26 protein-coding genes and 1 tRNA gene are annotated in these 23,320 nt (G+C 63.5%); 8 read left to right on the forward strand and 19 right to left on the reverse strand.

Annotated elements, in window-relative coordinates; genetic code table 11:
- Positions 1–167: 167 nt before the first annotated feature.
- On the forward strand, positions 168–317 hold the full coding sequence (locus tag LU671_RS29540) for a hypothetical protein (protein WP_332880094.1): 150 nt from the start codon (positions 168–170) through the stop codon (positions 315–317).
- A 324-nt stretch (positions 318–641) separates the two neighbouring features.
- Here LU671_RS29540 and LU671_RS24165 read toward each other — a convergent pair.
- From LU671_RS24165 to thrS, 9 genes are all read right to left on the reverse strand, one after another.
- Positions 642–718, reverse strand: a tRNA-Pro gene (locus LU671_RS24165).
- A 99-nt stretch (positions 719–817) separates the two neighbouring features.
- Entirely contained in the window at positions 818–1,174 is a 357-nt protein-coding gene (locus LU671_RS24170) for a MerR family transcriptional regulator (RefSeq protein ID WP_011533210.1), read from the reverse strand.
- Positions 1,155–1,457, reverse strand: coding sequence for an integration host factor subunit alpha (gene ihfA, locus LU671_RS24175; RefSeq protein ID WP_009394049.1), 303 nt, complete (start codon positions 1,455–1,457; stop codon positions 1,155–1,157). The genes LU671_RS24170 and ihfA overlap by 20 nt, the downstream gene beginning before the upstream one ends.
- A 4-nt stretch (positions 1,458–1,461) precedes the next feature.
- Entirely contained in the window at positions 1,462–3,843 is a 2,382-nt protein-coding gene (gene pheT, locus LU671_RS24180; protein WP_232857145.1) for a phenylalanine--tRNA ligase subunit beta, read from the reverse strand.
- Between the two features lie 31 nt (positions 3,844–3,874).
- Positions 3,875–4,891 carry a phenylalanine--tRNA ligase subunit alpha gene (gene pheS, locus LU671_RS24185; RefSeq protein ID WP_186661675.1) on the reverse strand — a complete coding sequence of 339 codons (1,017 nt, stop codon included), beginning with the start codon at positions 4,889–4,891 and terminating at the stop codon, positions 3,875–3,877.
- Between the two features lie 111 nt (positions 4,892–5,002).
- Entirely contained in the window at positions 5,003–5,359 is a 357-nt protein-coding gene (gene rplT / locus LU671_RS24190) for a 50S ribosomal protein L20 (RefSeq protein ID WP_003250671.1), read from the reverse strand.
- 27 nt (positions 5,360–5,386) lie between these two features.
- Positions 5,387–5,581 (reverse strand): 50S ribosomal protein L35, encoded by a 195-nt coding sequence (gene rpmI / locus LU671_RS24195; protein ID WP_003250667.1) that lies wholly within the window; start codon positions 5,579–5,581, stop codon positions 5,387–5,389.
- A 63-nt stretch (positions 5,582–5,644) separates the two neighbouring features.
- Positions 5,645–6,196 (reverse strand): translation initiation factor IF-3, encoded by a 552-nt coding sequence (infC, locus tag LU671_RS24200; RefSeq protein WP_172670897.1) that lies wholly within the window; start codon positions 6,194–6,196, stop codon positions 5,645–5,647.
- Complete coding sequence (thrS, locus tag LU671_RS24205) at positions 6,196–8,118, reverse strand: threonine--tRNA ligase (protein WP_232857146.1); 1,923 nt, start codon at positions 8,116–8,118, stop codon at positions 6,196–6,198. The genes infC and thrS overlap by 1 nt, the downstream gene beginning before the upstream one ends.
- Positions 8,119–8,451: 333 nt before the next feature.
- Here thrS and LU671_RS24210 point away from each other — a divergent pair, with 333 nt between their 5' ends.
- Both LU671_RS24210 and LU671_RS24215 read left to right on the forward strand, forming a co-directional pair.
- Complete coding sequence (locus tag LU671_RS24210; RefSeq protein WP_110738971.1) at positions 8,452–8,757, forward strand: hypothetical protein; 306 nt, start codon at positions 8,452–8,454, stop codon at positions 8,755–8,757.
- A gap of 163 nt (positions 8,758–8,920) precedes the next feature.
- Positions 8,921–9,133, forward strand: coding sequence for a cold-shock protein (locus LU671_RS24215; RefSeq protein ID WP_007956027.1), 213 nt, complete (start codon positions 8,921–8,923; stop codon positions 9,131–9,133).
- Positions 9,134–9,343: 210 nt separating this feature from the next.
- Here LU671_RS24215 and LU671_RS24220 read toward each other — a convergent pair whose 3' ends face one another.
- A complete protein-coding gene (locus LU671_RS24220; RefSeq protein ID WP_232857147.1) occupies positions 9,344–9,664 on the reverse strand; it encodes an I78 family peptidase inhibitor in 321 nt (106 codons plus the stop codon).
- A 287-nt stretch (positions 9,665–9,951) separates the two neighbouring features.
- On the opposite strand from LU671_RS24220, the gene LU671_RS24225 reads away from it, so the two are divergent.
- Entirely contained in the window at positions 9,952–10,164 is a 213-nt protein-coding gene (locus LU671_RS24225) for a hypothetical protein (RefSeq protein WP_232857148.1), read from the forward strand.
- Here LU671_RS24225 and LU671_RS24230 read toward each other — a convergent pair.
- The 7 genes from LU671_RS24230 to LU671_RS24260 form a co-directional block, all read right to left on the reverse strand.
- On the reverse strand, positions 10,136–11,146 hold the full coding sequence (locus tag LU671_RS24230; RefSeq protein WP_232857149.1) for a nucleoside hydrolase: 1,011 nt from the start codon (positions 11,144–11,146) through the stop codon (positions 10,136–10,138). The two genes, LU671_RS24225 and LU671_RS24230, sit on opposite strands and share 29 nt — an antisense overlap.
- A gap of 147 nt (positions 11,147–11,293) precedes the next feature.
- Positions 11,294–11,698 carry a D-ribose pyranase gene (gene rbsD / locus LU671_RS24235; RefSeq protein WP_232857150.1) on the reverse strand — a complete coding sequence of 135 codons (405 nt, stop codon included), beginning with the start codon at positions 11,696–11,698 and terminating at the stop codon, positions 11,294–11,296.
- Positions 11,695–12,603: a ribokinase gene (gene rbsK, locus LU671_RS24240; protein ID WP_232857151.1), complete on the reverse strand. Its 909-nt coding sequence runs from the start codon at positions 12,601–12,603 to the stop codon at positions 11,695–11,697. Before rbsK ends, rbsD begins: the two co-directional genes overlap by 4 nt.
- A gap of 9 nt (positions 12,604–12,612) precedes the next feature.
- The gene (locus LU671_RS24245) at positions 12,613–13,638 is read right to left on the reverse strand and encodes a LacI family DNA-binding transcriptional regulator (RefSeq protein ID WP_203647250.1); all 1,026 of its coding nucleotides are present in this window, start codon (positions 13,636–13,638) and stop codon (positions 12,613–12,615) included.
- Between the two features lie 4 nt (positions 13,639–13,642).
- Positions 13,643–14,635 carry an ABC transporter permease gene (locus LU671_RS24250; RefSeq protein ID WP_232857152.1) on the reverse strand — a complete coding sequence of 331 codons (993 nt, stop codon included), beginning with the start codon at positions 14,633–14,635 and terminating at the stop codon, positions 13,643–13,645.
- Positions 14,632–16,185 (reverse strand): sugar ABC transporter ATP-binding protein, encoded by a 1,554-nt coding sequence (locus tag LU671_RS24255; RefSeq protein ID WP_232857153.1) that lies wholly within the window; start codon positions 16,183–16,185, stop codon positions 14,632–14,634. The genes LU671_RS24250 and LU671_RS24255 overlap by 4 nt, the downstream gene beginning before the upstream one ends.
- A gap of 131 nt (positions 16,186–16,316) precedes the next feature.
- Positions 16,317–17,261: a sugar ABC transporter substrate-binding protein gene (locus tag LU671_RS24260; RefSeq protein ID WP_203647253.1), complete on the reverse strand. Its 945-nt coding sequence runs from the start codon at positions 17,259–17,261 to the stop codon at positions 16,317–16,319.
- A 341-nt stretch (positions 17,262–17,602) separates the two neighbouring features.
- On the opposite strand from LU671_RS24260, the gene LU671_RS24265 reads away from it, so the two are divergent.
- The 3 genes from LU671_RS24265 to LU671_RS24275 all read left to right on the forward strand — a co-directional run bounded on the left by LU671_RS24265 (position 17,603) and on the right by LU671_RS24275 (position 19,857).
- Positions 17,603–18,691 carry an asparaginase gene (locus LU671_RS24265; RefSeq protein WP_050705237.1) on the forward strand — a complete coding sequence of 363 codons (1,089 nt, stop codon included), beginning with the start codon at positions 17,603–17,605 and terminating at the stop codon, positions 18,689–18,691.
- 227 nt (positions 18,692–18,918) lie between these two features.
- Complete coding sequence (locus tag LU671_RS24270; RefSeq protein ID WP_050705218.1) at positions 18,919–19,161, forward strand: DUF1654 domain-containing protein; 243 nt, start codon at positions 18,919–18,921, stop codon at positions 19,159–19,161.
- 6 nt (positions 19,162–19,167) lie between these two features.
- Positions 19,168–19,857: an endonuclease gene (locus LU671_RS24275; protein WP_050705217.1), complete on the forward strand. Its 690-nt coding sequence runs from the start codon at positions 19,168–19,170 to the stop codon at positions 19,855–19,857.
- 6 nt (positions 19,858–19,863) lie between these two features.
- Here the strand turns inward: LU671_RS24275 and LU671_RS24280 are convergent, their stop codons facing one another.
- Both LU671_RS24280 and LU671_RS24285 read right to left on the reverse strand, forming a co-directional pair.
- The gene (locus LU671_RS24280) at positions 19,864–20,289 is read right to left on the reverse strand and encodes a bifunctional (p)ppGpp synthetase/guanosine-3',5'-bis(diphosphate) 3'-pyrophosphohydrolase (RefSeq protein ID WP_203647254.1); all 426 of its coding nucleotides are present in this window, start codon (positions 20,287–20,289) and stop codon (positions 19,864–19,866) included.
- 136 nt (positions 20,290–20,425) lie between these two features.
- Positions 20,426–20,995, reverse strand: coding sequence for an SPOR domain-containing protein (locus LU671_RS24285; protein WP_203647255.1), 570 nt, complete (start codon positions 20,993–20,995; stop codon positions 20,426–20,428).
- 158 nt (positions 20,996–21,153) lie between these two features.
- Between LU671_RS24285 and LU671_RS24290 the strand changes: the two genes are divergently transcribed.
- Positions 21,154–23,211 (forward strand): hypothetical protein, encoded by a 2,058-nt coding sequence (locus tag LU671_RS24290; protein WP_232857154.1) that lies wholly within the window; start codon positions 21,154–21,156, stop codon positions 23,209–23,211.
- Positions 23,212–23,320 lie beyond the last annotated feature (109 nt).

The raw sequence follows: 23,320 nt of genomic DNA on the forward strand, positions 1-23,320 counted from the left end.
AGGATGTTTCCGATCACGACGAATCAGTCAACCTAGGGCTGCGTCATACGGATGTAGATGATTGTTTCTGGATGCCCACAGAACGCAAACACCTGTCCGCCTTGAACGCCTAACGGCTCGTGAGTAAGCTCGCTTTGGGGATCGCATCGCCCCCGGTGGAGACATGCATGAAATACATGTGGGGTTCAGGCAATGGGCTTCGCAGTATGGCAATCCAGACTTATCTGGAAGCAACCGCGCGCGGCACGAGCGATGGTTATCAGAACAGCCGTTTCCTGTACTGCAAATTAACGGGACGATCAGCGCTGAAAAAATGACGTCGGAAGTCACCCAGGCCTGGTCGCATCTATCGTATTAACGCTCAACCGAGATGTCAGCGGCTCAATGTCCGCTATGGGTCGAAAGCGGCCAACTGAGATTTACCATTTGCAATTCAGTTGGTGCGAGCATCTGACCATCAAACCATAGACGTAAACGGCTCTGAACAACCCGCAGTCACGGATTTCGATGTACTAAGCAGCCCACGAAATCTAATCAACATCTCGATGGCGCAAAAAGTGGGGTAAATTTCTATCAGCAGCAAAATTCGAAGGCATAAAAAATCCAGTCACCGCTAAGTGACTGGATTTTTTGGAGTATTTTGGTCGGGACGGAGTGATTCGAACACTCGACCCCTTGCACCCCATGCAAGTGCGCTACCGGGCTGCGCTACGCCCCGACATCATTCTCGATACCGCTGAGAACGTTGAAGAATTTAACCTAACCTTTTGAATAATGGAAGCTTTTTTTCAAAAATTTCCACTCGTCGCCAACCAGGTCACTTCTTCAGCACCACCAACACATCCTCCAACTCCGCAATCATCTGCCGAATCAGCTGCTTGTACTGGCTGGACTCATCCTTGACCTCATCACTGGAGAGCCGTAACCGCGCCCCGCCAATGGTAAAGCCCTGGTCATACAGCAAAGCGCGGATCTGGCGGATCATCAGCACGTCCTGGCGCTGATAATACCGCCGGTTGCCACGGCGCTTCACCGGGTTGAGCTGCGGAAATTCCTGCTCCCAGTAGCGCAGCACGTGCGGTTTTACCGCACAGAGCTCGCTGACTTCACCGATGGTGAAGTAGCGTTTGCCCGGGATGGGGGGCAGCTCGTCGTTATGGCTTGGTTCCAGCATAGGCCTCTACCCGGGCTTTCAGCTTCTGCCCTGGACGAAAGGTGACGACGCGGCGCGCGGTGATCGGGATCTCTTCCCCTGTTTTAGGGTTGCGGCCCGGCCGCTGGCGTTTGTCGCGAAGGTCGAAGTTGCCGAAACCGGACAACTTGACCTGCTCGTTGTCTTCAAGCGCGTGCCGAATTTCTTCGAAAAACAGCTCGACCAGCTCCTTGGCCTCACGCTTGTTAAGCCCCAGCTCCTCGTACAGCCTTTCGGCCATCTCAGCTTTCGTCAGAGCACCCATGCCGTTATTTCCTTAACGTGGTGTTCAACCTTTGTTCAAGCGAGGTGAGGATAGTTTGCAGGGTTTCATTCACCTCATCGTCGTTAAGAGTGCGCGATGGATGTTGCCAGGTCAAGCCGACGGCCAGGCTTTTTCTATCAGGATCAATGCCTTTACCCTGGTAGACGTCAAACAGCCTGAGGTCTGTGAGCCATTCGCCTGCATTGTCACGAATTACTTCAAGCACCGAGCTCGAAGCGACATCACGACCTGCGATCAAGGCCAGGTCACGGCGGGTTTCCGGGAACTTGGACAGCTCGCTGAACTTCGGCAGGCGGCCTTCGACTACATCGCCGAGCACCAGCTCGAAGACGAACACCGGGCGGTCGAGGCCGAGGGTCTTGGCCAGCTCCGGGTGGATGGCGCCGAGGTAGCCGACTTCCTTGCCGTCGCGCTCGATGCGGGCGGTTTGGCCTGGGTGCAGGGCTGGGTGCTTGCCGGCGACGAAGCTGAAGTCGCTCAGGGCGCCCGAGTAGCCCAGCAGGGCTTCCACGTCGGCTTTGACGTCGAAGAAGTCGATGCCGTCGCGGCCGTTTGCCCAGCCTTCTGGCTGGCGGCTGCCGGTGACGACGCCGGCGATCATCGGCTGCTGCTTGAGGTCACCGAGCTGGCCGACGAAGCGCAGGCCGCTTTCGAACAGGCGCACGCGGTCTTGCTGGCGGTTGAGGTTGTGCTGCATCGCCTTGACCAGGCCCGGCCACAGCGAGGCGCGCATGGCGGCCATGTCGCTGGAGATGGGGTTGGCCAGCAGCAGCGGCTCGACGCCTGGGGTGAACAGCTCGAACAGTTTCGGGTCGATGAAGCTGTAGGTGATCGCTTCCTGGTAGCCGCGGGCGACCAGCAGGCGACGCAGGTTCGGCAGCTCGCCGCGGGTTTCCGGGCGGGCTTGCGGGGCCAGACGGGCCTGCGGGTAGCGCACCGGCAGGTTGTTGTAGCCGTACAGGCGGGCCAGCTCTTCGATCAGGTCGACTTCCAGGCTGACGTCGAAGCGGTGGCTTGGAACGGTGACCGTCCACTCCCCTGCCCCATTGGCGCTGGTTTTCAGCTCCAGGGCGTTGAGCAGTTGCTCGACCTGGGCGGCGTCCATTTCCATGCCGAGCATCTGGGTGATGCGTTCGGCGCGCAGGGTGATCGGCGCGATGTTCGGCAGGTGCTGCTCGCTCACGGTCTCGACGACCGGGCCTGCTTCGCCGCCGACGATCTCGAGGATCAGGGCGGTGGCGCGCTCCATGGCTTCACGGGCCAGTTGCGAGTCCACACCGCGCTCGTAGCGGTGCGAGGCGTCGGTGTGCAGGCCGTAGGAACGGGCCTTGCCGGCGACGGAGATCGGCTCGAAGAAGGCGCTTTCGAGGAACAGGTCGCGGGTCTTCTCGGTGTTGACGCCGCTGTGCTCGCCACCCATCACGCCGGCAATGGCCAGGGCGCGGGTGTGGTCGGCGATCACCAGGGTGTCGGCGCGCAGGGCGACTTCCTGGCCGTCCAGCAGGACGAGCTTCTCGCCCTCCTCGGCCATGCGTACGCGGATGCCGCCGTTGATTTCGGCGAGGTCGAAGGCGTGCATCGGCTGGCCGAGTTCGAGCATCACGTAGTTGGTGATGTCGACGGCGGCGTCGATGCTGCGCACGTCGCTGCGGCGCAGGCGCTCGACCATCCACAGCGGGGTCGGCTTGCTCAGGTCGACGTTGCGGATCACACGGCCCAGGTAGCGTGGGCAGGCGGCCGGGGCGCTGACTTCGACCGGACGCACTTCGTCGTGGGCGGCCGGTACGGCTGGCACCACCGGGCGAGTGACCGGCACGTCGTACAGGGCGCTGACGTCACGGGCCAGGCCGGCCAGGGACAGGCAGTCGCCGCGGTTCGGGGTCAGGCCGATCTCGATGCTGGCGTCGTCCAGGTTCAGGTACTGACGGATGTCCTGGCCCACCGGGGCGTCGGCAGCCAGTTCCAGCAGGCCGTCGTTTTCTTCGGTGATCTGCAGTTCAGCCGCCGAGCAGAGCATGCCGAACGACTCGACGCCGCGCAGCTTGGCCTTCTTGATCTTGAAGTCGCCCGGCAGTTCGGCGCCGATCATGGCGAACGGGATCTTGATGCCAGGGCGGGCATTGGGGGCGCCGCAGACCACCTGGAAGGTCTCTGCGCCGTTGCTCACCTGGCACACGCGCAGCTTGTCGGCGTCCGGGTGTTGTTCGGTGGTGAGGATCTCGCCCACCACGATGCCGCTGAACTGGCCGGCAGCGGGGGTCACGCTGTCGACTTCGAGGCCGGCCATGGACAGGCGGGCGACCAGTTCATCACGGGAGACTTGCGGGTTTACCCAACCGCGCAGCCACTGTTCACTGAATTTCATGCTGTTCTCCTGAAAGTTGCGTCGATTGGGCCTAGCGGAATTGAGCCAAGAACCGCAGGTCGTTGTCGAAGAACAGACGCAAATCGTTGACGCCATAGCGCAGCATGGCCAGGCGCTCGGCGCCCATGCCGAAGGCGAAGCCCTGGAACTCTTCCGGGTCGATGCCGGACATGCGCAGCACGTTCGGGTGGACCATGCCGCAGCCCATCACTTCCAGCCAGCCGGTCTGCTTGCACACACGGCAGCCGTTGCCGGAACACATCACGCACTGGATGTCGACTTCGGCGCTCGGCTCGGTGAAGGGGAAGAACGACGGGCGGAAGCGCACGGCCAGTTCTTTCTCGAAGAACACCCGCAGGAACTCTTCGATGGTGCCCTTGAGGTCGGCGAAGTTGATGCCACGGTCGATCAGCAGGCCTTCGACCTGGTGGAACATCGGCGAGTGGGTGATATCCGAGTCGCAACGGTACACACGGCCTGGGCAGACGATGCGGATCGGCGGCTGGGTGCTTTCCATGGTGCGCACCTGGACCGGCGAGGTGTGGGTGCGCAGCAGCATGTTGGCGTTGAAATAGAAGGTGTCGTGCATCGCCCGGGCCGGGTGGTGGCCGGGGATGTTGAGCGCTTCGAAGTTGTGGTAGTCGTCTTCGACCTCGGGGCCTTCGGCGATGCCGTAGCCGATGTGGGTGAAGAACTGCTCGATGCGCTCGAGGGTACGGGTGATCGGGTGCAGCCCACCGGTGGTCTGGCCACGGCCTGGCAGGGTGACGTCGATGCATTCGGCGGCCAGGCGAGCGTTGAGCTCAGCCTCTTCAAAACCGGCCTTGCGTGCGTTGAGCACGTCGGTGACGCGTTCCTTGGCGTCGTTGATCAGCGCGCCAACCTTGGGGCGCTCTTCGGCTGGCAGGTTGCCCAGGGTCTTCATCACCTGGGTCAGCTCGCCTTTCTTGCCGAGGAATTGGACCCGGATCTGTTCCAGGGTAGTGATGTCTTCAGCGCGTTCCACGGCCTCGAGGGCTTGGGCGACCAGCGCGTCCAGGTTTTCCATGTACAGACTCCAGATACGAAAATAGGGGAAGAGCTTTTGAAGGCTCTTCCCCTATCCGATGACGTTTTACACCCGACGGCGCAGGCGCCGCCGGATGATTGTCGTGGGTACTTAAGCCAGTACGGCTTTAGCCTTCTCGACAATCGCAGCAAACGCCGCTTTTTCGTTCACTGCCAGATCGGCCAGAACCTTACGGTCGATTTCGATCGACGCCTTTTTCAGGCCAGCAATCAGACGGCTGTACGACAGACCGTTGGTGCGGGCACCGGCGTTGATACGAGCGATCCACAGTGCGCGGAACTGACGCTTCTTCTGGCGACGGTCGCGGTAGGCGTATTGGCCTGCCTTGATGACCGCTTGCTTGGCAACACGGAATACGCGCGAACGTGCACCGTAGTAACCTTTAGCCAGTTTCAGAATTTTTTTGTGACGCTTACGAGCGATAACGCCGCGCTTAACACGAGCCATGAGTAACTTCCTCTATCTTAACCAGAATTAACGAACGCGCAGCATGCGCTCGACTTTTGCCACGTCAGACGGGTGCAGCAGGCTGGCACCGCGCAGTTGACGCTTACGCTTGGTCGACATTTTGGTCAGGATGTGGCTCTTGAAAGCGTGCTTGTGCTTGAAGCCGGAAGCCGTCTTCAGGAAGCGCTTCGCAGCACCGCTCTTGGTTTTCATTTTTGGCATGTTGGAACTCCGCATTCGAATAAAAATTACACAATAATCATCAGGCCTGCCGTGCCCGGGAGATTACTTCTTCTTTTTGGGGGCGATGACCATCATAAGCTGGCGTCCTTCCATCTTCGGATGCTGCTCAACGGTGCCGTATTCCACGAGGTCAGCTTCGACCCGCTTCAACAGCTCCATGCCCAGCTCCTGGTGGGCCATCTCACGGCCGCGGAATCTCAGAGAGATCTTGGCCTTGTCCCCATCGCTAAGGAAACGTACCAGGTTGCGTAGTTTTACCTGGTAATCCCCTTCTTCCGTCCCTGGACGAAACTTGATTTCTTTGATCTGGATCTGCTTCTGGTTCTTCTTGGCTTCGTTGGCCTGCTTCTTCTTCTCGAAGAGGTGCTTGCCGTAGTCCATCACCTTGCAGACGGGCGGTACCGCGTCTGCAGAGATTTCCACCAGATCCAGCTTCGCTTCATCAGCGATACGCAGCGCTTCATCAATCGAGACGATGCCAATCTGCTCGCCGTCAGCACCAATTAACCGAACCTCGCGTGCCGAGATATTCTCGTTGATCGGGGCTTTCGGTGCAGTTCGTTTATCGTTTCTCATTTCACGCTTAATAGTCATTACTCCGATTCTTGGCGACCACGCCGGGAAACCGCTTGCGACAGCAGCTCAGCGAACTGCGCGACGGGCATCGAGCCCAGGTCTGCGCCTTCGCGGGTGCGCACAGCGACGGTTTGCGTTTCGACTTCGCGATCCCCTATAACCAAAAGATAAGGGACCCGCAGCAACGTATGCTCGCGGATTTTAAAGCCGATCTTCTCATTTCTCAAGTCCGACTTGGCACGGAATCCGCTACCGTTCAGGTCTTTTTCCACCTCGAGGGCGAAATCGGCCTGCTTGTCGGTGATGTTCATGATCACCGCCTGGGTCGGCGCGAGCCAGGCCGGGAACACGCCGGCGTAGTGTTCGATCAGCATGCCGATGAAGCGCTCGAACGAACCGAGGATGGCGCGGTGCAGCATCACCGGGCGCACGCGGCTGTTGTCTTCGGCGATGTAGCTGGCGTCCAGGCGCTCAGGCAGGTTCGGGTCGTACTGCAGGGTGCCGCACTGCCAGTTACGGCCGAGGCAGTCGCGCAGGGTGAACTCGATCTTCGGACCGTAGAACGCGCCCTCGCCCGGTTGGTATTCCCACTCCAGGCCCGACTCGTTCAGGGCGTCGGCCAGGGCGCCTTCGGCGCGGTCCCACAGCTCTTCGGAGCCCACGCGCTTGGCGGGGCGGGTCGAGAGCTTCATGGCGACGTCGGTGAAGCCGAAGTCCTTGTATACGTCCAGGGTCAGCTTGATGAAGTCGGCGGCTTCTTTCTTCACCTGGTCTTCGGTGCAGAAGATGTGCGCGTCGTCCTGCACGAAGCCACGCACGCGCATGATGCCGTGCAGGGCGCCGGACGGCTCGTTACGGTGGCAGGCACCGAACTCGGCCAGGCGCAGCGGCAGGTCGCGGTACGACTTGAGGCCCTGGTTGAACACCTGCACGTGGCACGGGCAGTTCATCGGTTTTACCGCGTAGTCGCGGTTTTCCGACGAAGTGGTGAACATGTTCTCGGCGTAGTTGGACCAGTGGCCGGAACGCTCCCAGAGGATGCGGTCGACGACCTGCGGGGTCTTGATTTCCTGGTAGCCGTTTTCACGCTGGACCTGGCGCATGTACTGCTCGAGCACCTGGTACACGGTCCAGCCGTTGGCGTGCCAGAACACCATGCCCGGGGCTTCTTCCTGCAGGTGGAACAGGTCGAGCTGCTTGCCGATCTTGCGGTGGTCGCGTTTTTCGGCTTCTTCGATGCGCTGGATGTAGGCGGCCAGCTGCTTCTTGTCAGCCCAGGCGGTGCCGTACACACGCTGCAGCTGCTCGTTCTTGGCATCGCCGCGCCAGTAGGCGCCGCTCAGCTTGGTCAGCTTGAACGCTTTGAGGAAACGCGTGTTCGGCACGTGCGGGCCACGGCACATGTCGACGTATTCTTCGTGGTAGTACAGGCCCATGGCCTGTTCATCCGGCATGTCCTCGACCAGGCGCAGCTTGTAGTCTTCGCCACGCTGGGTGAACACGTCGATGACTTCGGCGCGCGGGGTCATCTTCTTGACGACGTCGTAGTCCGTGTCGATCAGCTGCTGCATGCGCTTTTCGATGGCGGCGAGGTCGTCCGGGGTGAAGGGACGCTCGTAGGCGATGTCGTAATAGAAGCCTTCGTCGATCACCGGGCCGATCACCATGCGGGCGGTCGGGTACAGCTGCTTCACCGCGTGGCCGATCAGGTGGGCGCACGAGTGACGGATGATCTCCAGTCCCTCTTCATCTTTAGGGGTGATGATCTGCAGGGTGGCGTCGTGGTCGATCTTGTCGCAGGCATCGACGAGCTTGCCGTCGACCTTGCCGGCCAGGGTGGCCTTGGCCAGGCCCGCGCCAATCGAGGCGGCGACTTCGGCTACGGATACCGGCTGGTCGAACGTGCGTTGACTGCCATCGGGAAGAGTAATAACGGGCATGGCGCCTCCTCTCCTAGTGGTGACCCCTACCAAAGGTCACGTGGGTTGGGATGAGCCAGTACAAGATCCGCCCTGCCTTTCCCGCGGGAAAGCCTGCCTCACAGTGGCAGAGACCTTTCGGCCTGCCAGGGACGAACCAGAGTGACTGGAAGGTAAAAGTTGCAGGCCGCCAGTGGCGAGCCGCAAGCCGAGCATGCTAGCACGCGGGTTGCACCCGGTCGCAGAAATATTTGGAAATTACGCCGCCGGGGTGAACTTGTGCAGAAAATTTCCTATCAGACCTTCTGAAGCAACCTACTCTTGATGAGACCTTTACCCAAGGAGTGTTCGGTTATGCGACTTCAGTCCCTTCTGGCTGCCTGCGCCGCAAGCGCCCTGCTGCTGCCGCTGGCTGCCAACGCAGGCAATTTTCCCGCCGGCAAGGAGGCGCCCTACATGGCTCAATGCCAACAGGTGGCGAGCGGCCAGGGCGTGGACGCGGCGACGGCGAAGAAGCACTGCGAATGTGGCGCCAAAGTGATCAAGGAGAAATTCACCGACAAGGAAATCAATGACCTCACCACTGCGGAGGATGGCGTTGACGCCAATCTGATGCAGAAGGCCCAGCAGGCAGTACGGGCCACCTGCACCGCAAAATAGGCAGGGTTGACTGGCCATTGCACGCATCTTTTGCGCTGGATCAACATCCTGCGAAGGTAAAAGGCGCTAGATACGCAGAAATGGACTATAGTGTCGTCGGTGCTACTGAAGCTACGGCGACATTGCACCCCGATAAAAAATCATGTTTCTGGAGATTCACCCCATGTCCAATCGCCAAACCGGCACCGTCAAGTGGTTCAACGATGAGAAAGGCTTCGGCTTCATCACTCCTCAAGGCGGCGGCGACGACCTGTTCGTACACTTCAAGGCCATCGAAACCGACGGTTTCAAAAGCCTGAAAGAAGGCCAAACTGTTTCCTTCGTAGCCGAAAAAGGCCAGAAGGGCATGCAGGCCGCGCAGGTTCGTCCGGAGTAATTTTCGGATAGCTGCAAAAAAACCCGCCACTTGTGGCGGGTTTTTTATTGGCTGCCAGAATCACGCAGCACCTTTGTAGGAGCGGCCTCGTGCCGCGAAAGGGCCGCAACGCGGCCCCGGCGATCTGTGTTGTGGCGAAGAACCTGGGGCCGCTTTGCGGCCCTTTCGCGGCGCAAGGCCGCTCCTACAGGGGGCGGCAGCGCCGGGGGATCAACCGCAGTTGACGCGGGTAACCACACCCTTGTCGTCGACATTCAGGTTCAGCCGCTCGGAACGGTATTCCAGGGTGATCATGTCGTGGGGCTTGAGGATGCGCGCCATCTGCGAGCCACTGGCCTTGCGCGCCTGCTCCAGCAGCTCTGGCGAGGCCAGCTTGCCGATGGTGAAGTCGGCGCCACTGGCTTCGCAGCGGCCGTCATTGCCGGCCGGGGTGGCCTGGGCACTGCTGCCGCCCGAGGTGCCACCGGTGCTGCAACCTGCCAGAACGGAAGCCACCAGCAAGGTCGCCAGGGAAGCGCGGGTACGGAACATGAATCCTCCTAAATAAATCCGGGAACTGCCTGATGCGACAATTCCTCCAGGCATTTGTTGCACAACCGCACGATTCTGCCTGACTCGGCCACTTGACGCGAAAGGCAATCGTGACCGGATTTTGCACCGAACCGTCGGTTCGGCCAACCGCGCTCCTTATGCTTAAGTCGCAGGTCCCGTCACGCAAAGGCATGATTTACTGCAAGAAGCGGAGCGCGAAACGCCTCCCCTTCGAACGCCAGGACGCGGTATTCGACCTATCACCAGGCCCCAGCGAGAACCGCCCCATGAGCAGCCACAGCATCGACGCCGATATCAAGGTCAAGTGGGACGAGGGCCAGAGCGCCTACAGCCCGAGCACGCCCGAAGAACTGATGCTGATCGCCGTCGACCTGCTGGTGCGCGACCGCGGTGGTGACGCGGCGCGCAGCTTCATCGAGCAGCTGCTCGAGCGCCACGCGCCGCAGGGGGCTATTTCAATCGAGCCAGGCGGGCGCTGAGCAGGTCGAAGAAGCCCTGGGCGTTGCCCTCCTTGATCCACGTCACGTTGGCCGGTTGCTTGAGCACGCCATACCAGTCGGCGACGGTCTGGCCGAAGGTCGGGCCTTCGCGGCTGTCGACCACCATGTGCACCTGCCGGCCTTCGAACAGATCAGGCTTGAGCAGGTAGGCAATGACGCTGGCGTCGTGCACCGGGCCGCCGGGCATGCCGTAGTTGTCCATGTCGAACTTGATGTAGGCGTTGAGGATGTCCACCACCAGCTTGCTGGCGTTGTTGTTCACTGCCGCCAGCTGCTTGAGGCGGGCGTCGCTGGTGAGCACCTTGTGGGTGACGTCCAGCGGCAGGTAGGTCAGCTTGACGCCGCTGGCCAGCACCACCTCGGCGGCGTGGGGGTCGGCGAACAGGTTGAATTCGGCAGCCGGGGTGATGTTGCCGCCGTTGAAGTGGGCACCGCCCATCACCACCACTTCCTTGATGCCGTTGACGATCTCGGGCTTCTGGATCAGCGCCAGGGCCAGGTTGGTCTGCGGGCCGAGCATGGCGATGGTGATGCTGTGGGGTTCGGCGCTGCCCAGGGTGTCGATCAGGTACTGCACGGCGTTGCCGTTGGCCAGGGGCTTTTTCGGTTCGTGGACCTTGACGCCGGTCAGGCCTTCCTCGCCGTGGACGTTGGCGGCGTAGATCGGCGTGCGCACCATCGGCCGCCCTGCCCCGGCATACACCGGGATTTCTTCGCGGCCGGCCCATTCACGGGCCAGGCGGGCGTTGCGCGAGGTCTTTTCCAGGCGCACGTTGCCAGCCACGGTGGTGATGGCGCGGATCTTCAGTTCCTCGGGCGAGGCCATGGCCAGCAGCAGGGCCACCACGTCGTCGGCGCCGGGGTCAGTGTCGATGATCAGGTCGCGGGGCGCGGCCATGACGGCGGTGGCGGCTAGCGCGGACATGAGGACGGCTCCTTGGAGCAGGGATTTGAGGGACATTCAGCACTCCTTGTTGCTAGGGGATGGATTCAACAGGGGCCGCTTTGCGGCCCTTTCGCGGCACAAGGCCGCTCCTACACGAACCGGGTTGCCCCTCTGTAGGAGCGGCCTTGCGCCGCGATCGAGGGCAAAGCCCTCGCATTCGGTCTAGAAGGTAACGCCAGCCACCAGGGCAATATTGCTATAGGGCTTGCACTCCCCCGTACGCACCACGGCTCGAGCCTGGCGACACAGGGTCTTGAAATCGGCATGGCTGAGCACCTGGCGCTGGCCCAGCTCGCCGCCGGCATGCAGCTGCTCGACCTCGGCCAACCCCGGCGGCAAAGCCTGGAACACCTCTTCGGCCAGCACATGCCGCTCGACCTGCATCTCGCTCAGCACCACACGCAGCACGCTGACAAAGTCCGGGATGCCCGGGGTCAGCGCCAGGTCGATCAGTTCCACGCCCGGCGGCACCGGCAAACCAGCGTCGCCGATCACCAGGATGTCACCGTGGCCCAGCCCGGCGATGGTGCGCGACAGGGCGATGTTCAACAGCGGCGTCTTCTTCATGGCGTCAGCTCCCGCAGGTACGGAATCGACGGCTGGGCACCGGCGCGGGTGACGGACAACGCAGCCGCGCGTTGGCCGACGATGATCGCCTGCTCTTCCGGCAGCCCCCGGGCCAGGCCCGCAGCGAACCCGCCGACAAAGGTGTCGCCGGCCGCCGTGGTGTCCACCGCTTCGACCTCCGGCGCCGGAAAGTGGCGACCATCGCCATCATCGACCAGCAGCGCGCCCTGGGCACCGAGGGTGACGATCACCTTGCCCGCGCCCATCTTGCGCAGGCGCCGGCCAGCCCGGCGCGCGCTGTCCAGATCGTTGACCGGCAGGCCAGCCAGGGCCTCGGCCTCGCTCTCGTTGGGGATCAGGTAATCGATGTGGGCAAACCATTCCACCGGCAGTGGGCCGCTGGCCGGCGCCGGGTTGAGGATCACCTTCTTGCCCAGCTCGCGGCCACGGGCCAGGGTCCAGGCCACGGTGGCCGTCGGCACCTCCAACTGGCAGATGATCACCTCGGCCTGCTGCAGCAGGCTGTCGAACCGGCGCACCGACTCAGGCTCGAGCAGGCCATTGCCGCCCGGGATGATGACAATGGCGTTCTGGCTGGCGGCATCCACCACGATCAGCGCCACGCCACTGGAGACGCCACTGCACACACCAACGCCCTGGCAGTCGATGCCCTCCACTTCCAGGGCTCGACGCAGCTGCTGGCCATAGGCATCGTCACCGACGTTACCGACCATCGCCACGCTGGCCCCCAGGCGCGCCGCGGCCACGGCCTGGTTGGCACCCTTGCCGCCAGGCACGGTGAAGAAACTTTCGCCGGCCAGGGTCTCGCCGCCCCGGGGCAGGCGCTGGGCGCGGGCCACCAGGTCCATGTTCAGGCTGCCGACCACAACCACCTTGGCATTCATGGGTATTCCTTAACGGTAATCGTTGAACAGGTCCGGGCGCGGCCCGGTGGATTCACGCAAGACGATGCGCGGGGCGACGATGCGCTGCTCGGCGGCGCCGTCGCGCCGCGGCGTGACGATGCGCGACAGCAGCAGGCCGGCGGCGCTCTCGCCCAGCTCGCGGATCGACTGGCCGACGGTGGTCAGCGACGGGTACACGTAGCGGCTCAGCTCGATGTCGTCGAAGCCGATCACCGACAGCTCGCCGGGCACGTCGATATTGCGTTCGGCGGCGGCGCGCAACACGCCGAAGCCGATCATGTCGTTGCCGGCGAAGATCGCCGTGGGCCGCTCGCCATCGAGCAGGCGCGCCGCGGCGGCATGCCCGCCGGGGCTGGTGAAGTCGCTGTGCAGCACATGGCCTGGGGCGATGCGCACATCGGCCTCGGCCATCGCCCGGCGGAAACCGGCCAGGCGCAGCTGGCTGACACCGGTGTCCACCGGGCCGCCGATGGTGGCGATCTCGCGGTGGCCCAGCTCCAGCAGGTGGCGGGTGGCCAGGTAGGCGCCCTGCTCGTGGTCGATGCGCACCAGGTCGGCCTCGACGCCGTCCAGGGCGCGGTCGACGATGACCATCGGCGTGCGCACGCCGCCGAGGCTGTCGAGCAGGTCCTGGTCCTCGCCCACCGAGGCGACGATCAGCCCGTCGATGCGTTTTTCCAGCAGCACGCGCAGGTAGCTGCGCTGCTTCTGCGGGTTGTCGTCGGAGTTGCACAGGATCACGCAGTAGCCGTTGCGCTCGCAGGCATCCTCGATACCCCGGGCCAGCTCTGCGAAGTACGGGTTGACGCTGTTGGGCACCAGCAGGCCGATGGTGGCGGTGCTGCGCGCCTTGAGCGAGCGGGCCACGGCGCTGGGCACGTAGTCGAGCTCGGCGATCGCCGCCTCGACCTTCACCCGCACGTGCTCGCTGACCGGGCGGGTCTTGTTCAGTACATGGGACACGGTGGTGTAGGAAATCCCCGCCAGTGCCGCGACGTCTTTGATGGTTGCCATGGTTTCAGTTCCGCCGGTTCGCACGCCGGCTGCGGTAAGTGTCGAGTACCACGGCGATGACGATCACCGCCCCGGTGATGATGCGTTTGGTCGGCTCCGAGGCGCCGATCTGGGCCAGGCCGGCGGCCAGCACCGAGATGATCAGCACGCCGAAGAAGGTGCTGATGACCGAGCCGCGCCCGCCCATCAGGCTGGTGCCGCCGATCACCACGGCGGCGATCACCTGCAGCTCGAGGCCGGAGCCGGCGTTGGGGTCGGCGGCTTCCAGACGGGATATCTGGAACAGCGCGGCGAGGCCGGCGAGCACGCCCATCAGGGCGAACACCAGGATCTTGTACGGGCGCGGGTCGATGCCAGCCAGGCGCACGGCCTCTTCGTTGGTGCCGATGCCGATCAGGTAGCGACCGAACACGGTGCGGGTCAGCACCAGCTGGGCGGCGACGATCACCAGCAAGGCGATGATGAAGGCCGGCGAGATGCCGAAGGCGATGGGGTTGGAGAACCAGGCGAAGGCGTCGCCGATGTAGGCGGTGCGCGAGTCGGTGAACTGGTAGGCCAGGCCCCGGGCCATCTCCAGCACGCCCAGCGAGACGATGAACGAGGGGATGCGCCAGGCCACGGTGATGCTGCCGGTGACGGTGCCGGCCAGCGCCGCCACGGCCATGCCCAGCAGCGCGGCGGGCAGCACGCCCCAGCCCCAGCCCAGGATCGCCACGCTGACCGTCGAGGCAGCCAGGGCCAGCACCGAGCCCACCGACAGGTCGATGCCGCCGATGATCAGGATGAAGGTCATGCCCACCGCCAGCACCATCAGGTCGGGGATCTGGTTGGCCAGGGTGCTGAAGGTGGCGTAGGACAGGAAGTGGCTGCTCAGCATCGAGAACAGCACGATCATCGCCAGCAAGGCGCCGGCCAGGCCCAGGTAGGTACCCAGGCCGAAATAGGTGCCGCTGCGGCGCACGGGCGCGCTGCCCGAAATGTTTGTTGTGGTTTTCATGCGTCCATCCTGGGGGCTGCGTCGTGCAGCAGGGCATCACGTTTCTGGTAGCCGGCGAAGGCGGCGGCAAGCAGTTGGTCCTGGGTCCAATGATCGCGGTCGAAGGTGTCGATCAGGCGTCCGGCGCTGAGCACGGCGATGCGGTCGCAGATCAGCATCAGCTCGCGCAGGTCGCTGGACACCACGACGATGGCCTTGCCCTGACGCGCCTGCTCGGCGAGCAGGCCATAGATGTCGAACTTGGCGCCGACATCGATGCCACGGGTGGGCTCGTCGAACAGCAGCACCTGGCAGTCGCGCTCCAGCCAGCGGCCGATCACCACCTTCTGCTGGTTGCCGCCGGACAACTCGCCCACGGCCTGGGCGGGGCTGGCACTGCGGATGCGCATGGCGCCGATCTGGCGCTCGGCCAGTTCGCGCTCGGCGTCGCGGTCGAGCACGCCGGCGCGGGACACGGCGCCGAGGTTGCCCAGGGCAATGTTGGCGCTGATCGACTGGCTCAACAGCAGGCCTTCACCCTTGCGGTCCTCGGTGATCAGGGCGATGCCGGCCTTGACCGCGGCCTTGGGCGAATCGATGTTCAGCGGCAGCGGCGGCTGGCCGAGGGCGACCTGGCCGCTGTCGGCGCGGTCGGCGCCGTAGATCAGGCGCAGCAGCTCGGTGCGCCCGGCGCCGATCAGGCCGGAGATACCGAAGATCTCCCCTGCCCTGACCTCGAACGACACCTCGCGCACCTTGTCGCCGCGGCTGAGCTTGTCGACCCTGAGCAGCGGCGCGCCGATGCGGCGCTGGCCGAGGTCGATATGCTCGCCCAGCTCGCGGCCGACCATCAGGTTGACCAGTTGCTCGCTGTTGTAGCGCTGGATCGGCTCGGCGCACACCAGCTTGCCGTCGCGCAGCACGGCGATGCGCTGGGCCACGCGCTGCAGCTCTTCGAGACGATGGGAAATATAGACGATGGCCACGCCGCGCTGGCGCAGGCGTTCGATCTGGGTGAACAGCAGCTCCACCTCGCGGGCGGTGAGCATGGCCGTGGGTTCGTCGAAGATCAGCACATGGCAGTCGCCGATCAGGTTGCGGGCGATTTCGACCATCTGCTGGTGGCCGATGCCGAGCTCACCCACGGGGGTGTCCGGGTCGATGGCGTCCAGGCCGACCTGGGCCATGGCCGCGCTGGCCAGCTGGCGCAGGCGCTTCTGGTTGACCCAGCCGAGGCGGCTGGGCAGGTTGTCGAGGAACAGGTTCTCGGCCACGGTCAGGGTAGGCAGCAGGTTGAGCTCCTGCATCACCATGCGCACGCCGAGGCGCTCGGCCTCGGCGCGGTTGCTGGGGCTGTAGGGCTGGCCGCGATAGAGCATCTGCCCGGTGGTGGGGATCTCCAGGCCGCTGATCAGCTTGGACAGGGTCGACTTGCCCGCGCCGTTCTCGCCGGTCAGGGCCAGCACCTCGCCGCCGCGCAGCTCGAGGGTGACGTCGCCGAGCACGGGCTGGGCGTAGGTCTTGCCCAGGCCGCTGACGGCTAGCACGGTTTCATTGGCCGGTACTGACATGGCCATTCTCTCCTAGGTTGGCACAACACCCCTGTAGGAGCGGGCTTGCCCCGCGAAGCAGTCGACGCGGTGCATGGCACCGGCTACGCCGGTGATCGCGGGGCAAGCCCGCTCCTACAGGGATCGCAACATCACTGGGTAATCAGCTCGACCGGCGTCTGGATGACATTGTCGGCATCCACGCCCGGCTGCTCGCCCTTGAGCATCTTCAGCGCCGCCTGGATGCCGAACACCGCCTGCTGGCTGGCCGCCTGGTCGAGGGTGGCCAATACGCGGCCATCCTTGAGCATCGGCTTGATGGCGTTGATGTTGTCGTAGCCGACCACCTGCACCTGGCCAGTCTTGCCGGCGGCGCGCACCGCCGAGACGGCGCCCAGGGCCATGCTGTCGTTGCCGGCCAGCAGCGCCTTCAGATCGGGGTATTCGTTGAGCATCGAGGCGGCCACGGCGTTGCCCTTGTCGATCTCCCAGTTGCCCGATTGCACCGAGACGATCTTCATCTGCGCGGCTTGCATGGCGTCCTTGAAACCGGCGGTGCGCTGCTGGGCGTTGGTGGTGGTCGGCACGCCTTCGATGATGCCGACCTGGTCACCGGCCTTGAGCTTCTTGGCCAGGTAGTCACCGACCTCACGCGCGCCCTTGCGGTTGTCCGGGCCCACGAACGGCACGCTGATGTTCTTGCTCTTGAGCACGGCGGGGTCGAGGCGGTTGTCGATGTTGATCACGGTGATGCCGGCGTCCATGGCCTTCTTGATCACCGGCACCAGCGCCTTGGAGTCGGCCGGGGCGATGACCAGGGCCTTGGCGCCGGTGGCGATCATCTGCTCGACGATGCGGATCTGGTTGCCGGTGTCGGTCTCGTCCTTGATGCCGTTGGCCACCAGGGTGAAATCGTTGGGGTGGTCTTTCTGGTAGGCCTTGGCGCCGTCTTCCATGGTGCGGAAGAACTCATTGGCAAGGGACTTCATCACCAGGGCGACCTTGGGCGCTTCCTCGGCGTGGGCAGTGGACAGGGAGAAGACCAGCGAGGAGAAAACGGCGAGGGCCAGCGGACGGCCGGGGAACGGCAGTTTCATGGAAATGACTCCGAATCTTGTGGTTTTTATCGGATCGCAAACGTTTGCGGTAAGCAACTATGGAAACAGGCGTCGGTTTTGTCAAATCCATTGCGTAGGCAGCCACAGCTACGCGCGTCGGATTATCCGCAATTCGTCCGAAAAACCGAACACCTTTCCTGCAAAAATTCGGTGATCCGAACACTCGCACCATCCCTGACCCTCTGGTCGCGTCGAGTACCCCCAGTCAAAACAGGGGTTTCAAGATGAAATACGACGAACGGTAGTTGCTGGTACGAAATCTGCCTTTACCCCAGTGCGACATAACGCACATCTCCTCCAGGAAGAGAGAAGCAGAAATGATGAAAACCGCTATCAAGACCTTCGCACCGAGCGCCCTGGCGCTGCTGCTGGTACTGCCGACCACCGTTTCCGCCAAGGAAGCCGCGCAACAACAGAAACTCGCCAACGTGGTGATCCTCGCCACCGGCGGCACCATCGCCGGCGCTGGCGCCAGCGCGGCCAACAGCGCCACCTACCAGGCGGCCAAGGTAGGTATCGACAAGCTGATCGCCGGCGTGCCAGAGCTGAAGGACCTGGCCAACGTGCGCGGCGAGCAGGTGATGCAGGTCGCCTCGGAAAGCATCGGCAACGACGACCTGCTCAAGCTGGGCAAGCGCGTCGCCGAACTGGCCGACAGCAAGGACGTCGATGGCATCGTCATCACCCACGGCACCGACACCCTGGAAGAGACCGCCTACTTCCTTAACCTGGTAGAGAAGACCGACAAGCCGATCATCGTGGTCGGCTCGATGCGTCCGGGCACCGCGATGTCCGCCGACGGCATGCTCAACCTGTACAACGCCGTGGCCGTGGCCAGCAGCAAGGACGCCCGCGGCAAGGGCGTGCTGGTGACCATGAACGACGAGATCCAGTCCGGTCGCGACGTGAGCAAGGCAGTCAACATCAAGACCGAAGCGTTCAAGAGCCAGTGGGGCCCGCTGGGCATGGTCGTGGAAGGCAAGTCGTACTTCTTCCGCCTGCCGGCCAAGCGTCACACCGTCAACTCCGAGTTCGACATCAAGACCATCAGCAAGCTGCCGGCCGTGGACATCGCCTACGGCTACGGCAACGTGACCGACACCGCCTACAAGGCGCTGGCCCAAGGTGGCGCCAAGGCGATCATCCACGCCGGCACCGGCAACGGTTCGGTGTCGTCGCGCGTGGTGCCGGCGCTGCAGGAACTGCGCAAGGAAGGCGTGCAGATCATCCGTTCGTCCCACGTCAACCAGGGCGGCTTCGTGCTGCGCAACGCCGAACAGCCTGACGACAAGAACGACTGGGTCGTGGCCCACGACCTGAACCCGCAGAAGGCGCGGATCCTGGCCATGGTCGCGATGACCAAGACCCAGGACAGCAAGGAGCTGCAGCGGATCTTCTGGGAATATTGATCGGCATGCGCCTCGGGCTGGTGTGTTGAACATACCGGCCCTATCGCGGGGCAAGCCCGCTCCCACGAGAGCCAGACAGGCTTTGTGGGAGCGGGCTGGCCCCGCGATGCTTTCGATGGAACCAATCCCTCTACCACGGTCTTATACGGCTTTCATCCTACCTGCTGTTGCGAAACGGCTTACAGTGAAATACTGTATGCACATACAGCAAAACAAGGAACAGCCCCGTGGCCAAACCCGCCTCCGCGTCGCCAAGCCCTTATGAACTACTGGGTCAGCGCATCCAGAAGATCATCAACAGTCCCACCGCCCAGCGCAGCCGCGCCGCCCTGATCTTCCGCCTGGAGCACGAGTCGCCCGACGACTGGGCAACCCTGCTCGAGGAAATCGCCGAGAACGACAACGTCACCCTCGCCCACCGCGACGATGGCGGCGTGCAGATTTTCTGGACCGTGCCGAAGGAAGACTGACCGCGCATGAGAGTTTCGCTTTTCGCCGCCTGCCTGCTGCTGCTTGCCCCCCTCGCCCACGCCGACGCCCCGCGCACCTTCCAGGAGGCCAAGAAGGTCGCCTGGAAGCTGTACGCGCCGCAGTCCACGGAGTTTTATTGCGGCTGCAAGTACAAGGGCAACAAGGTCGACCTGGCCTCCTGCGGCTACGCGCCACGCAAGAACCTCAACCGCGCCTCGCGCATCGAATGGGAGCACATCGTCCCGGCCTGGCAGATCGGCCACCAGCGCCAGTGCTGGCAGGACGGCGGGCGCAAGAACTGCACGCGCCACGACAAGGTCTACCAGCGCGCCGAGGCCGACCTGCACAACCTGGTGCCGAGCATCGGCGAGGTCAACGGCGACCGCAGCAACTTCAGCTTCGGCTGGCTGCCCGAGCAGCATGGCCAGTACGGCAGCTGTCTGACCCAGGTCGACTTCAAGGCCAAGAAGGTCATGCCGCGCCCGTCGATCCGTGGGATGATCGCGCGCACCTACTTCTATATGAGCAAGCAGTACGACCTGAGGCTGTCCAGGCAGGACCGCCAGCTGTTCGAGGCCTGGAACAAGACCTACCCGCCGCAGGCCTGGGAGCTGCAGCGCAACCAGCAGGTGGCGTGCGTGATGGGGCGCGGCAATGAGTTCGTCGGGCCGGTCAACCTCAAGGCCTGCGGCTGAGGCCCCTCAGGCCAGCGTCTGCAGGTAGACGCTGGCCTGCTGGTAACGGCACAGCCGGGCCAGGTCCGCCGGGCCTGGGCAAGGGATGCGCGAGAGATCGCTGTTGTCGGCCAGGTCGGCCAGCTTGACCTGGCGCGCCAGGGGGTCGACGCCCAGGCGGATGACGAAGGCCTCGTAGCTCTCGCCTTCGCGACGGCTAAGCGCCAGCAGCGCGGCGAGGATCTTCAGCGGGAAACCTTCACGGGCGAGGTCGGACAGGGTCAGCGGGGTGTCTTCCAGCACGTCGTGCAGTACCGCGACGATGCGTTGCTCCGGGGTGATCACCCGTTCCATCACCCGCAACGGGTGAAGGATGTACGCCGCACCGCCTTTGTCGAACTGCCCTTCATGTGCCTTGATGGCCATCGCAATGGCCCGCTCCAGCGTCGCCATGAGGCGCTCCCCCATTCAACCCCCACAGTAGACAGCATAGCTGCTGCTGCACGGGCTGGCCGGGAAGCAACTCCGCCTGTTCTGACGCCATCGCGGGACAAGCCCGCTCCTACAGGGATTTATATGGCCGTCGCGATCAGCGCTTGACGCCGTGCTGGATGACGATCGAGTCGGTGCCCAGCTTGGCCATTACCTCGGCCTTGCGCGCATCAGCCTCGGCCTTGGCCGGGAACGGGCCCATCAGCACCACCGGCTTGCCATCGCGGTACTCGACCCAGGACGGAATGCCCTTCTCGATCAAACGGGCAGTCATGTCGGTCAGGGCGCCCATGTTCGGCCCCTGAATCACCTCGACGTCCCAGCCCTCCGGCGCCGGCTGGTCGGCCAGCGCCTCGGCGCGGCGCTGCAGGTCGGCACCGCCGCAGATCTCGCGGATGCGCAGGTTGTTGCCGGTTTCGTCGATGAGGATTTCGTACTGGCCGTCATGCTTGATCGCCACGTAGCTGCGATAGGCCTGGTACTGCCCGGCGTCGTCCTTGCCGCGCACCTGGCCGCAGATAGAGCCCTGAGTGTCGAAACGCACGTTGGCGAACTTGGCCGTCTTGGGGTTGTTCAGGTGCTCGGCCACCTGCTTGTGCACGCCTTCGACCTCGTTGTTACAACCCGCCAGGGCCAACACCGCCATTACCACCGCCAGTTTGCGCACGCCTGTACCTCCAGATTCGAAGGGGCGGATTCTAGCATGGCCGGGAACATCCCCTCATGGCACTTCTGTCGCAGGCTTTGTCTGTTGCCTGTGGCCCTCGACCTGGCCGAAGATGTCGCCGCGCCACAATGGACAGACAGCGACACAAGGACCTCAGGTTGGAACCTTCAAACGCCACAGCCACCCCTGCCAGCACGCCCGAACTGCCGCAAGAGTGGCCCACGCACCTGCAGCCCGAAGCCAGCATCAGCCCCGACACGCGCATCTACCCGCGTACGACCTTCGTGCTTGATTTCGCGATGCCGGCGGAATCCTTCGAACAGCTGTGCTGGTGGCTGCTGAGCAAGGAACAACCGCTTGGCGGCTGCCACCGTCTCGGGAAAAGCGGCACCCGGCAAGGCGGCATCGACCTGTTCGCCCATGACGAAGAAAGCCCCGACCGACTCAACGTCTTCGAATGCAAGGCCTGGAAGGACTTCACCAGCAGCGAGCTGACGGGCGCCATCGATGCCTTCCTGAATGGCCCCTGGCCTTCGCTCACGCGCTCGTTCACCCTGATCCTGGCGCAGCGCGAGATCGGCACGCTGGCCAGTCGCTGGATCAATGAGAAACAGCGCCTGAAAGCGGCAGGCATCGAAGGGCGGCTGTGGACCGCCCATGAGCTGACGCAGAAACTGCAGCATCACCCCGACGTGCTGTCGAAGTTCTTCCCAGGCGCGCATATCGAGACGTTCGGCAACCTGTGGATGGAACGCGTGGGGTTCTCAGAGCTGGTTGCCAAATCCATCTTCGACCCGCGCCCCTACGTGGCACGCAAAGCCAGGGCATTCGTCGAACGCCCCGGCAGGCTGAGCGACCACCTGGCCGCCGCCAGGCATGCGCCCGATAGCGCCTGCAGCCCCGATGCCTTCACCCGCATCGGCCATCACGGCCGCCACTGGTACTACCGCGGCCCCTGGTTTTCGCTGAGCGTGTTCCTGCCGGACCTGACCTCGTCCCGCGCCACCGCCGCCTTCGACTTCCACCAGCACGACCTGCGCGGCGTGACCATCACCGTCAGCCACGAATGGCTGCTCGAGCGCTTTCTGTTTGCCAGCGGCGCGCCACTGGACAGCCAGTCGCGCCCGTTCATCGTCGGGCTGATGCCAGGCGACAAGGACCGTTACCTGATCGACCTGCCCAACAGCCGCCTGATACTCGAAGAGCCCGTGGTCCAGGCACTTGCCGATGTCGCCGACGCGCTCACGGTGGTGATGCGCGACACCTTGCAGGCACTGGAACGCAGCCTGTCCGCCAGCGGATTTGCGTTTATCGCCCACGGTGGCTCGCACCGGGTGAAGATCGGCTCGCTGCGCAAGCACGCCTGGCGCTACATCGCCCGCTTCTGCGAGGCGCACGACTACGCCGCAGGCACAAGCCCCTGGCACATGTTCGACGCCCACCCGAGCATGCTCAAGCCCTGCCACGCACAGGCAACCGACCGCCACGACAGCGGATACCACGCGCTGATCACCACCCATACGTCGACCGACGCGTTTTCCAGCGATTGGCTGGACCTGCTGTGGACGCCCCACGACCTCAGCGAACGCGAACCCTCGTCCAGAGGCTGGTGGCCCTGCCAGGACACCCTGGACTGGCTCGACCAGGAACTGCTGCCCGAGGTCAGGCGCTGGACCTGGGAGCGCGAATTCGGCTCACGCTGGCGCCGATTGCGCTACGCCAGGGAGGCTCGCAACTTCGCAGGCTATCTGGATTATCTGCTGACGATCGGGGATGTGCGCGAACGAGCACTGGTAGAACAAGGCAACTGGCAGGCGGACCTGCCGCACGCCATCAACCGACTCGAGCGCTACTATGCAGGCCGCTCGGCAGGACACATCGACAAGGAAGATGTCGTCAACCTGTACCGCGCAGTCGCCATGATGGCAGGCCACAAGCGAGGGCTGCCCAGGTATCTTGCCCGGTCGCTGAGCCTGGAACCGACAGACGATCACGAAGCGCTGATGGCATCGATCCACCGCCACATCGAGACGTCACAAACCGTCGTCAACAATACAGTGGTCGAATATGCGCTGAAGGCCCTGGGCGCTCAGTTCGACGGCCCAGACTGTCCTTTGCAGCCCGATGAACGCCAGCAGATGCTGGACTGGTTGCTGCCGCTTGCCCATACGTGCGATGACGGTGCACTGGTGCGACGCCACAGCAGCAAGCGCTGAGGCCGCACCGGGGCGCCTTTTCCTGCGCAAAACAAAAAGGGCGATCCTTGCGGATCGCCCTCTTCTGATTTGGTAGGCACAATTGGACTCGAACCAACGACCCCCACCA

The sequence above is a fragment of the Pseudomonas sp. NMI760_13 genome, from assembly GCF_021283245.1.
In the GTDB taxonomy this organism is placed as follows: domain Bacteria; phylum Pseudomonadota; class Gammaproteobacteria; order Pseudomonadales; family Pseudomonadaceae; genus Aquipseudomonas; species Aquipseudomonas peradeniyensis.

Excerpts from the sequence above, each read along its gene's own strand:
- LU671_RS29540 (WP_332880094.1), top strand. The coding sequence starts at position 168 with ATGAAATACATGTGGGGTTCAGGCAATGGGCTTCGCAGTATGGCAATC.
- LU671_RS24170 (WP_011533210.1), bottom strand. The coding sequence starts at position 1,174 with ATGCTGGAACCAAGCCATAACGACGAGCTGCCCCCCATCCCGGGCAAA.
- ihfA (WP_009394049.1), bottom strand. The coding sequence starts at position 1,457 with ATGGGTGCTCTGACGAAAGCTGAGATGGCCGAAAGGCTGTACGAGGAG.
- pheT (WP_232857145.1), bottom strand. The coding sequence starts at position 3,843 with ATGAAATTCAGTGAACAGTGGCTGCGCGGTTGGGTAAACCCGCAAGTC.
- pheS (WP_186661675.1), bottom strand. The coding sequence starts at position 4,891 with ATGGAAAACCTGGACGCGCTGGTCGCCCAAGCCCTCGAGGCCGTGGAA.
- rplT (WP_003250671.1), bottom strand. The coding sequence starts at position 5,359 with ATGGCTCGTGTTAAGCGCGGCGTTATCGCTCGTAAGCGTCACAAAAAA.
- rpmI (WP_003250667.1), bottom strand. The coding sequence starts at position 5,581 with ATGCCAAAAATGAAAACCAAGAGCGGTGCTGCGAAGCGCTTCCTGAAG.
- infC (WP_172670897.1), bottom strand. The coding sequence starts at position 6,196 with ATGACTATTAAGCGTGAAATGAGAAACGATAAACGAACTGCACCGAAA.
- thrS (WP_232857146.1), bottom strand. The coding sequence starts at position 8,118 with ATGCCCGTTATTACTCTTCCCGATGGCAGTCAACGCACGTTCGACCAG.
- LU671_RS24210 (WP_110738971.1), top strand. The coding sequence starts at position 8,452 with ATGCGACTTCAGTCCCTTCTGGCTGCCTGCGCCGCAAGCGCCCTGCTG.
- LU671_RS24215 (WP_007956027.1), top strand. The coding sequence starts at position 8,921 with ATGTCCAATCGCCAAACCGGCACCGTCAAGTGGTTCAACGATGAGAAA.
- LU671_RS24220 (WP_232857147.1), bottom strand. The coding sequence starts at position 9,664 with ATGTTCCGTACCCGCGCTTCCCTGGCGACCTTGCTGGTGGCTTCCGTT.
- LU671_RS24225 (WP_232857148.1), top strand. The coding sequence starts at position 9,952 with ATGAGCAGCCACAGCATCGACGCCGATATCAAGGTCAAGTGGGACGAG.
- LU671_RS24230 (WP_232857149.1), bottom strand. The coding sequence starts at position 11,146 with ATGTCCCTCAAATCCCTGCTCCAAGGAGCCGTCCTCATGTCCGCGCTA.
- rbsD (WP_232857150.1), bottom strand. The coding sequence starts at position 11,698 with ATGAAGAAGACGCCGCTGTTGAACATCGCCCTGTCGCGCACCATCGCC.
- rbsK (WP_232857151.1), bottom strand. The coding sequence starts at position 12,603 with ATGAATGCCAAGGTGGTTGTGGTCGGCAGCCTGAACATGGACCTGGTG.
- LU671_RS24245 (WP_203647250.1), bottom strand. The coding sequence starts at position 13,638 with ATGGCAACCATCAAAGACGTCGCGGCACTGGCGGGGATTTCCTACACC.
- LU671_RS24250 (WP_232857152.1), bottom strand. The coding sequence starts at position 14,635 with ATGAAAACCACAACAAACATTTCGGGCAGCGCGCCCGTGCGCCGCAGC.
- LU671_RS24255 (WP_232857153.1), bottom strand. The coding sequence starts at position 16,185 with ATGTCAGTACCGGCCAATGAAACCGTGCTAGCCGTCAGCGGCCTGGGC.
- LU671_RS24260 (WP_203647253.1), bottom strand. The coding sequence starts at position 17,261 with ATGAAACTGCCGTTCCCCGGCCGTCCGCTGGCCCTCGCCGTTTTCTCC.
- LU671_RS24265 (WP_050705237.1), top strand. The coding sequence starts at position 17,603 with ATGAAAACCGCTATCAAGACCTTCGCACCGAGCGCCCTGGCGCTGCTG.
- LU671_RS24275 (WP_050705217.1), top strand. The coding sequence starts at position 19,168 with ATGAGAGTTTCGCTTTTCGCCGCCTGCCTGCTGCTGCTTGCCCCCCTC.
- LU671_RS24280 (WP_203647254.1), bottom strand. The coding sequence starts at position 20,289 with ATGGCGACGCTGGAGCGGGCCATTGCGATGGCCATCAAGGCACATGAA.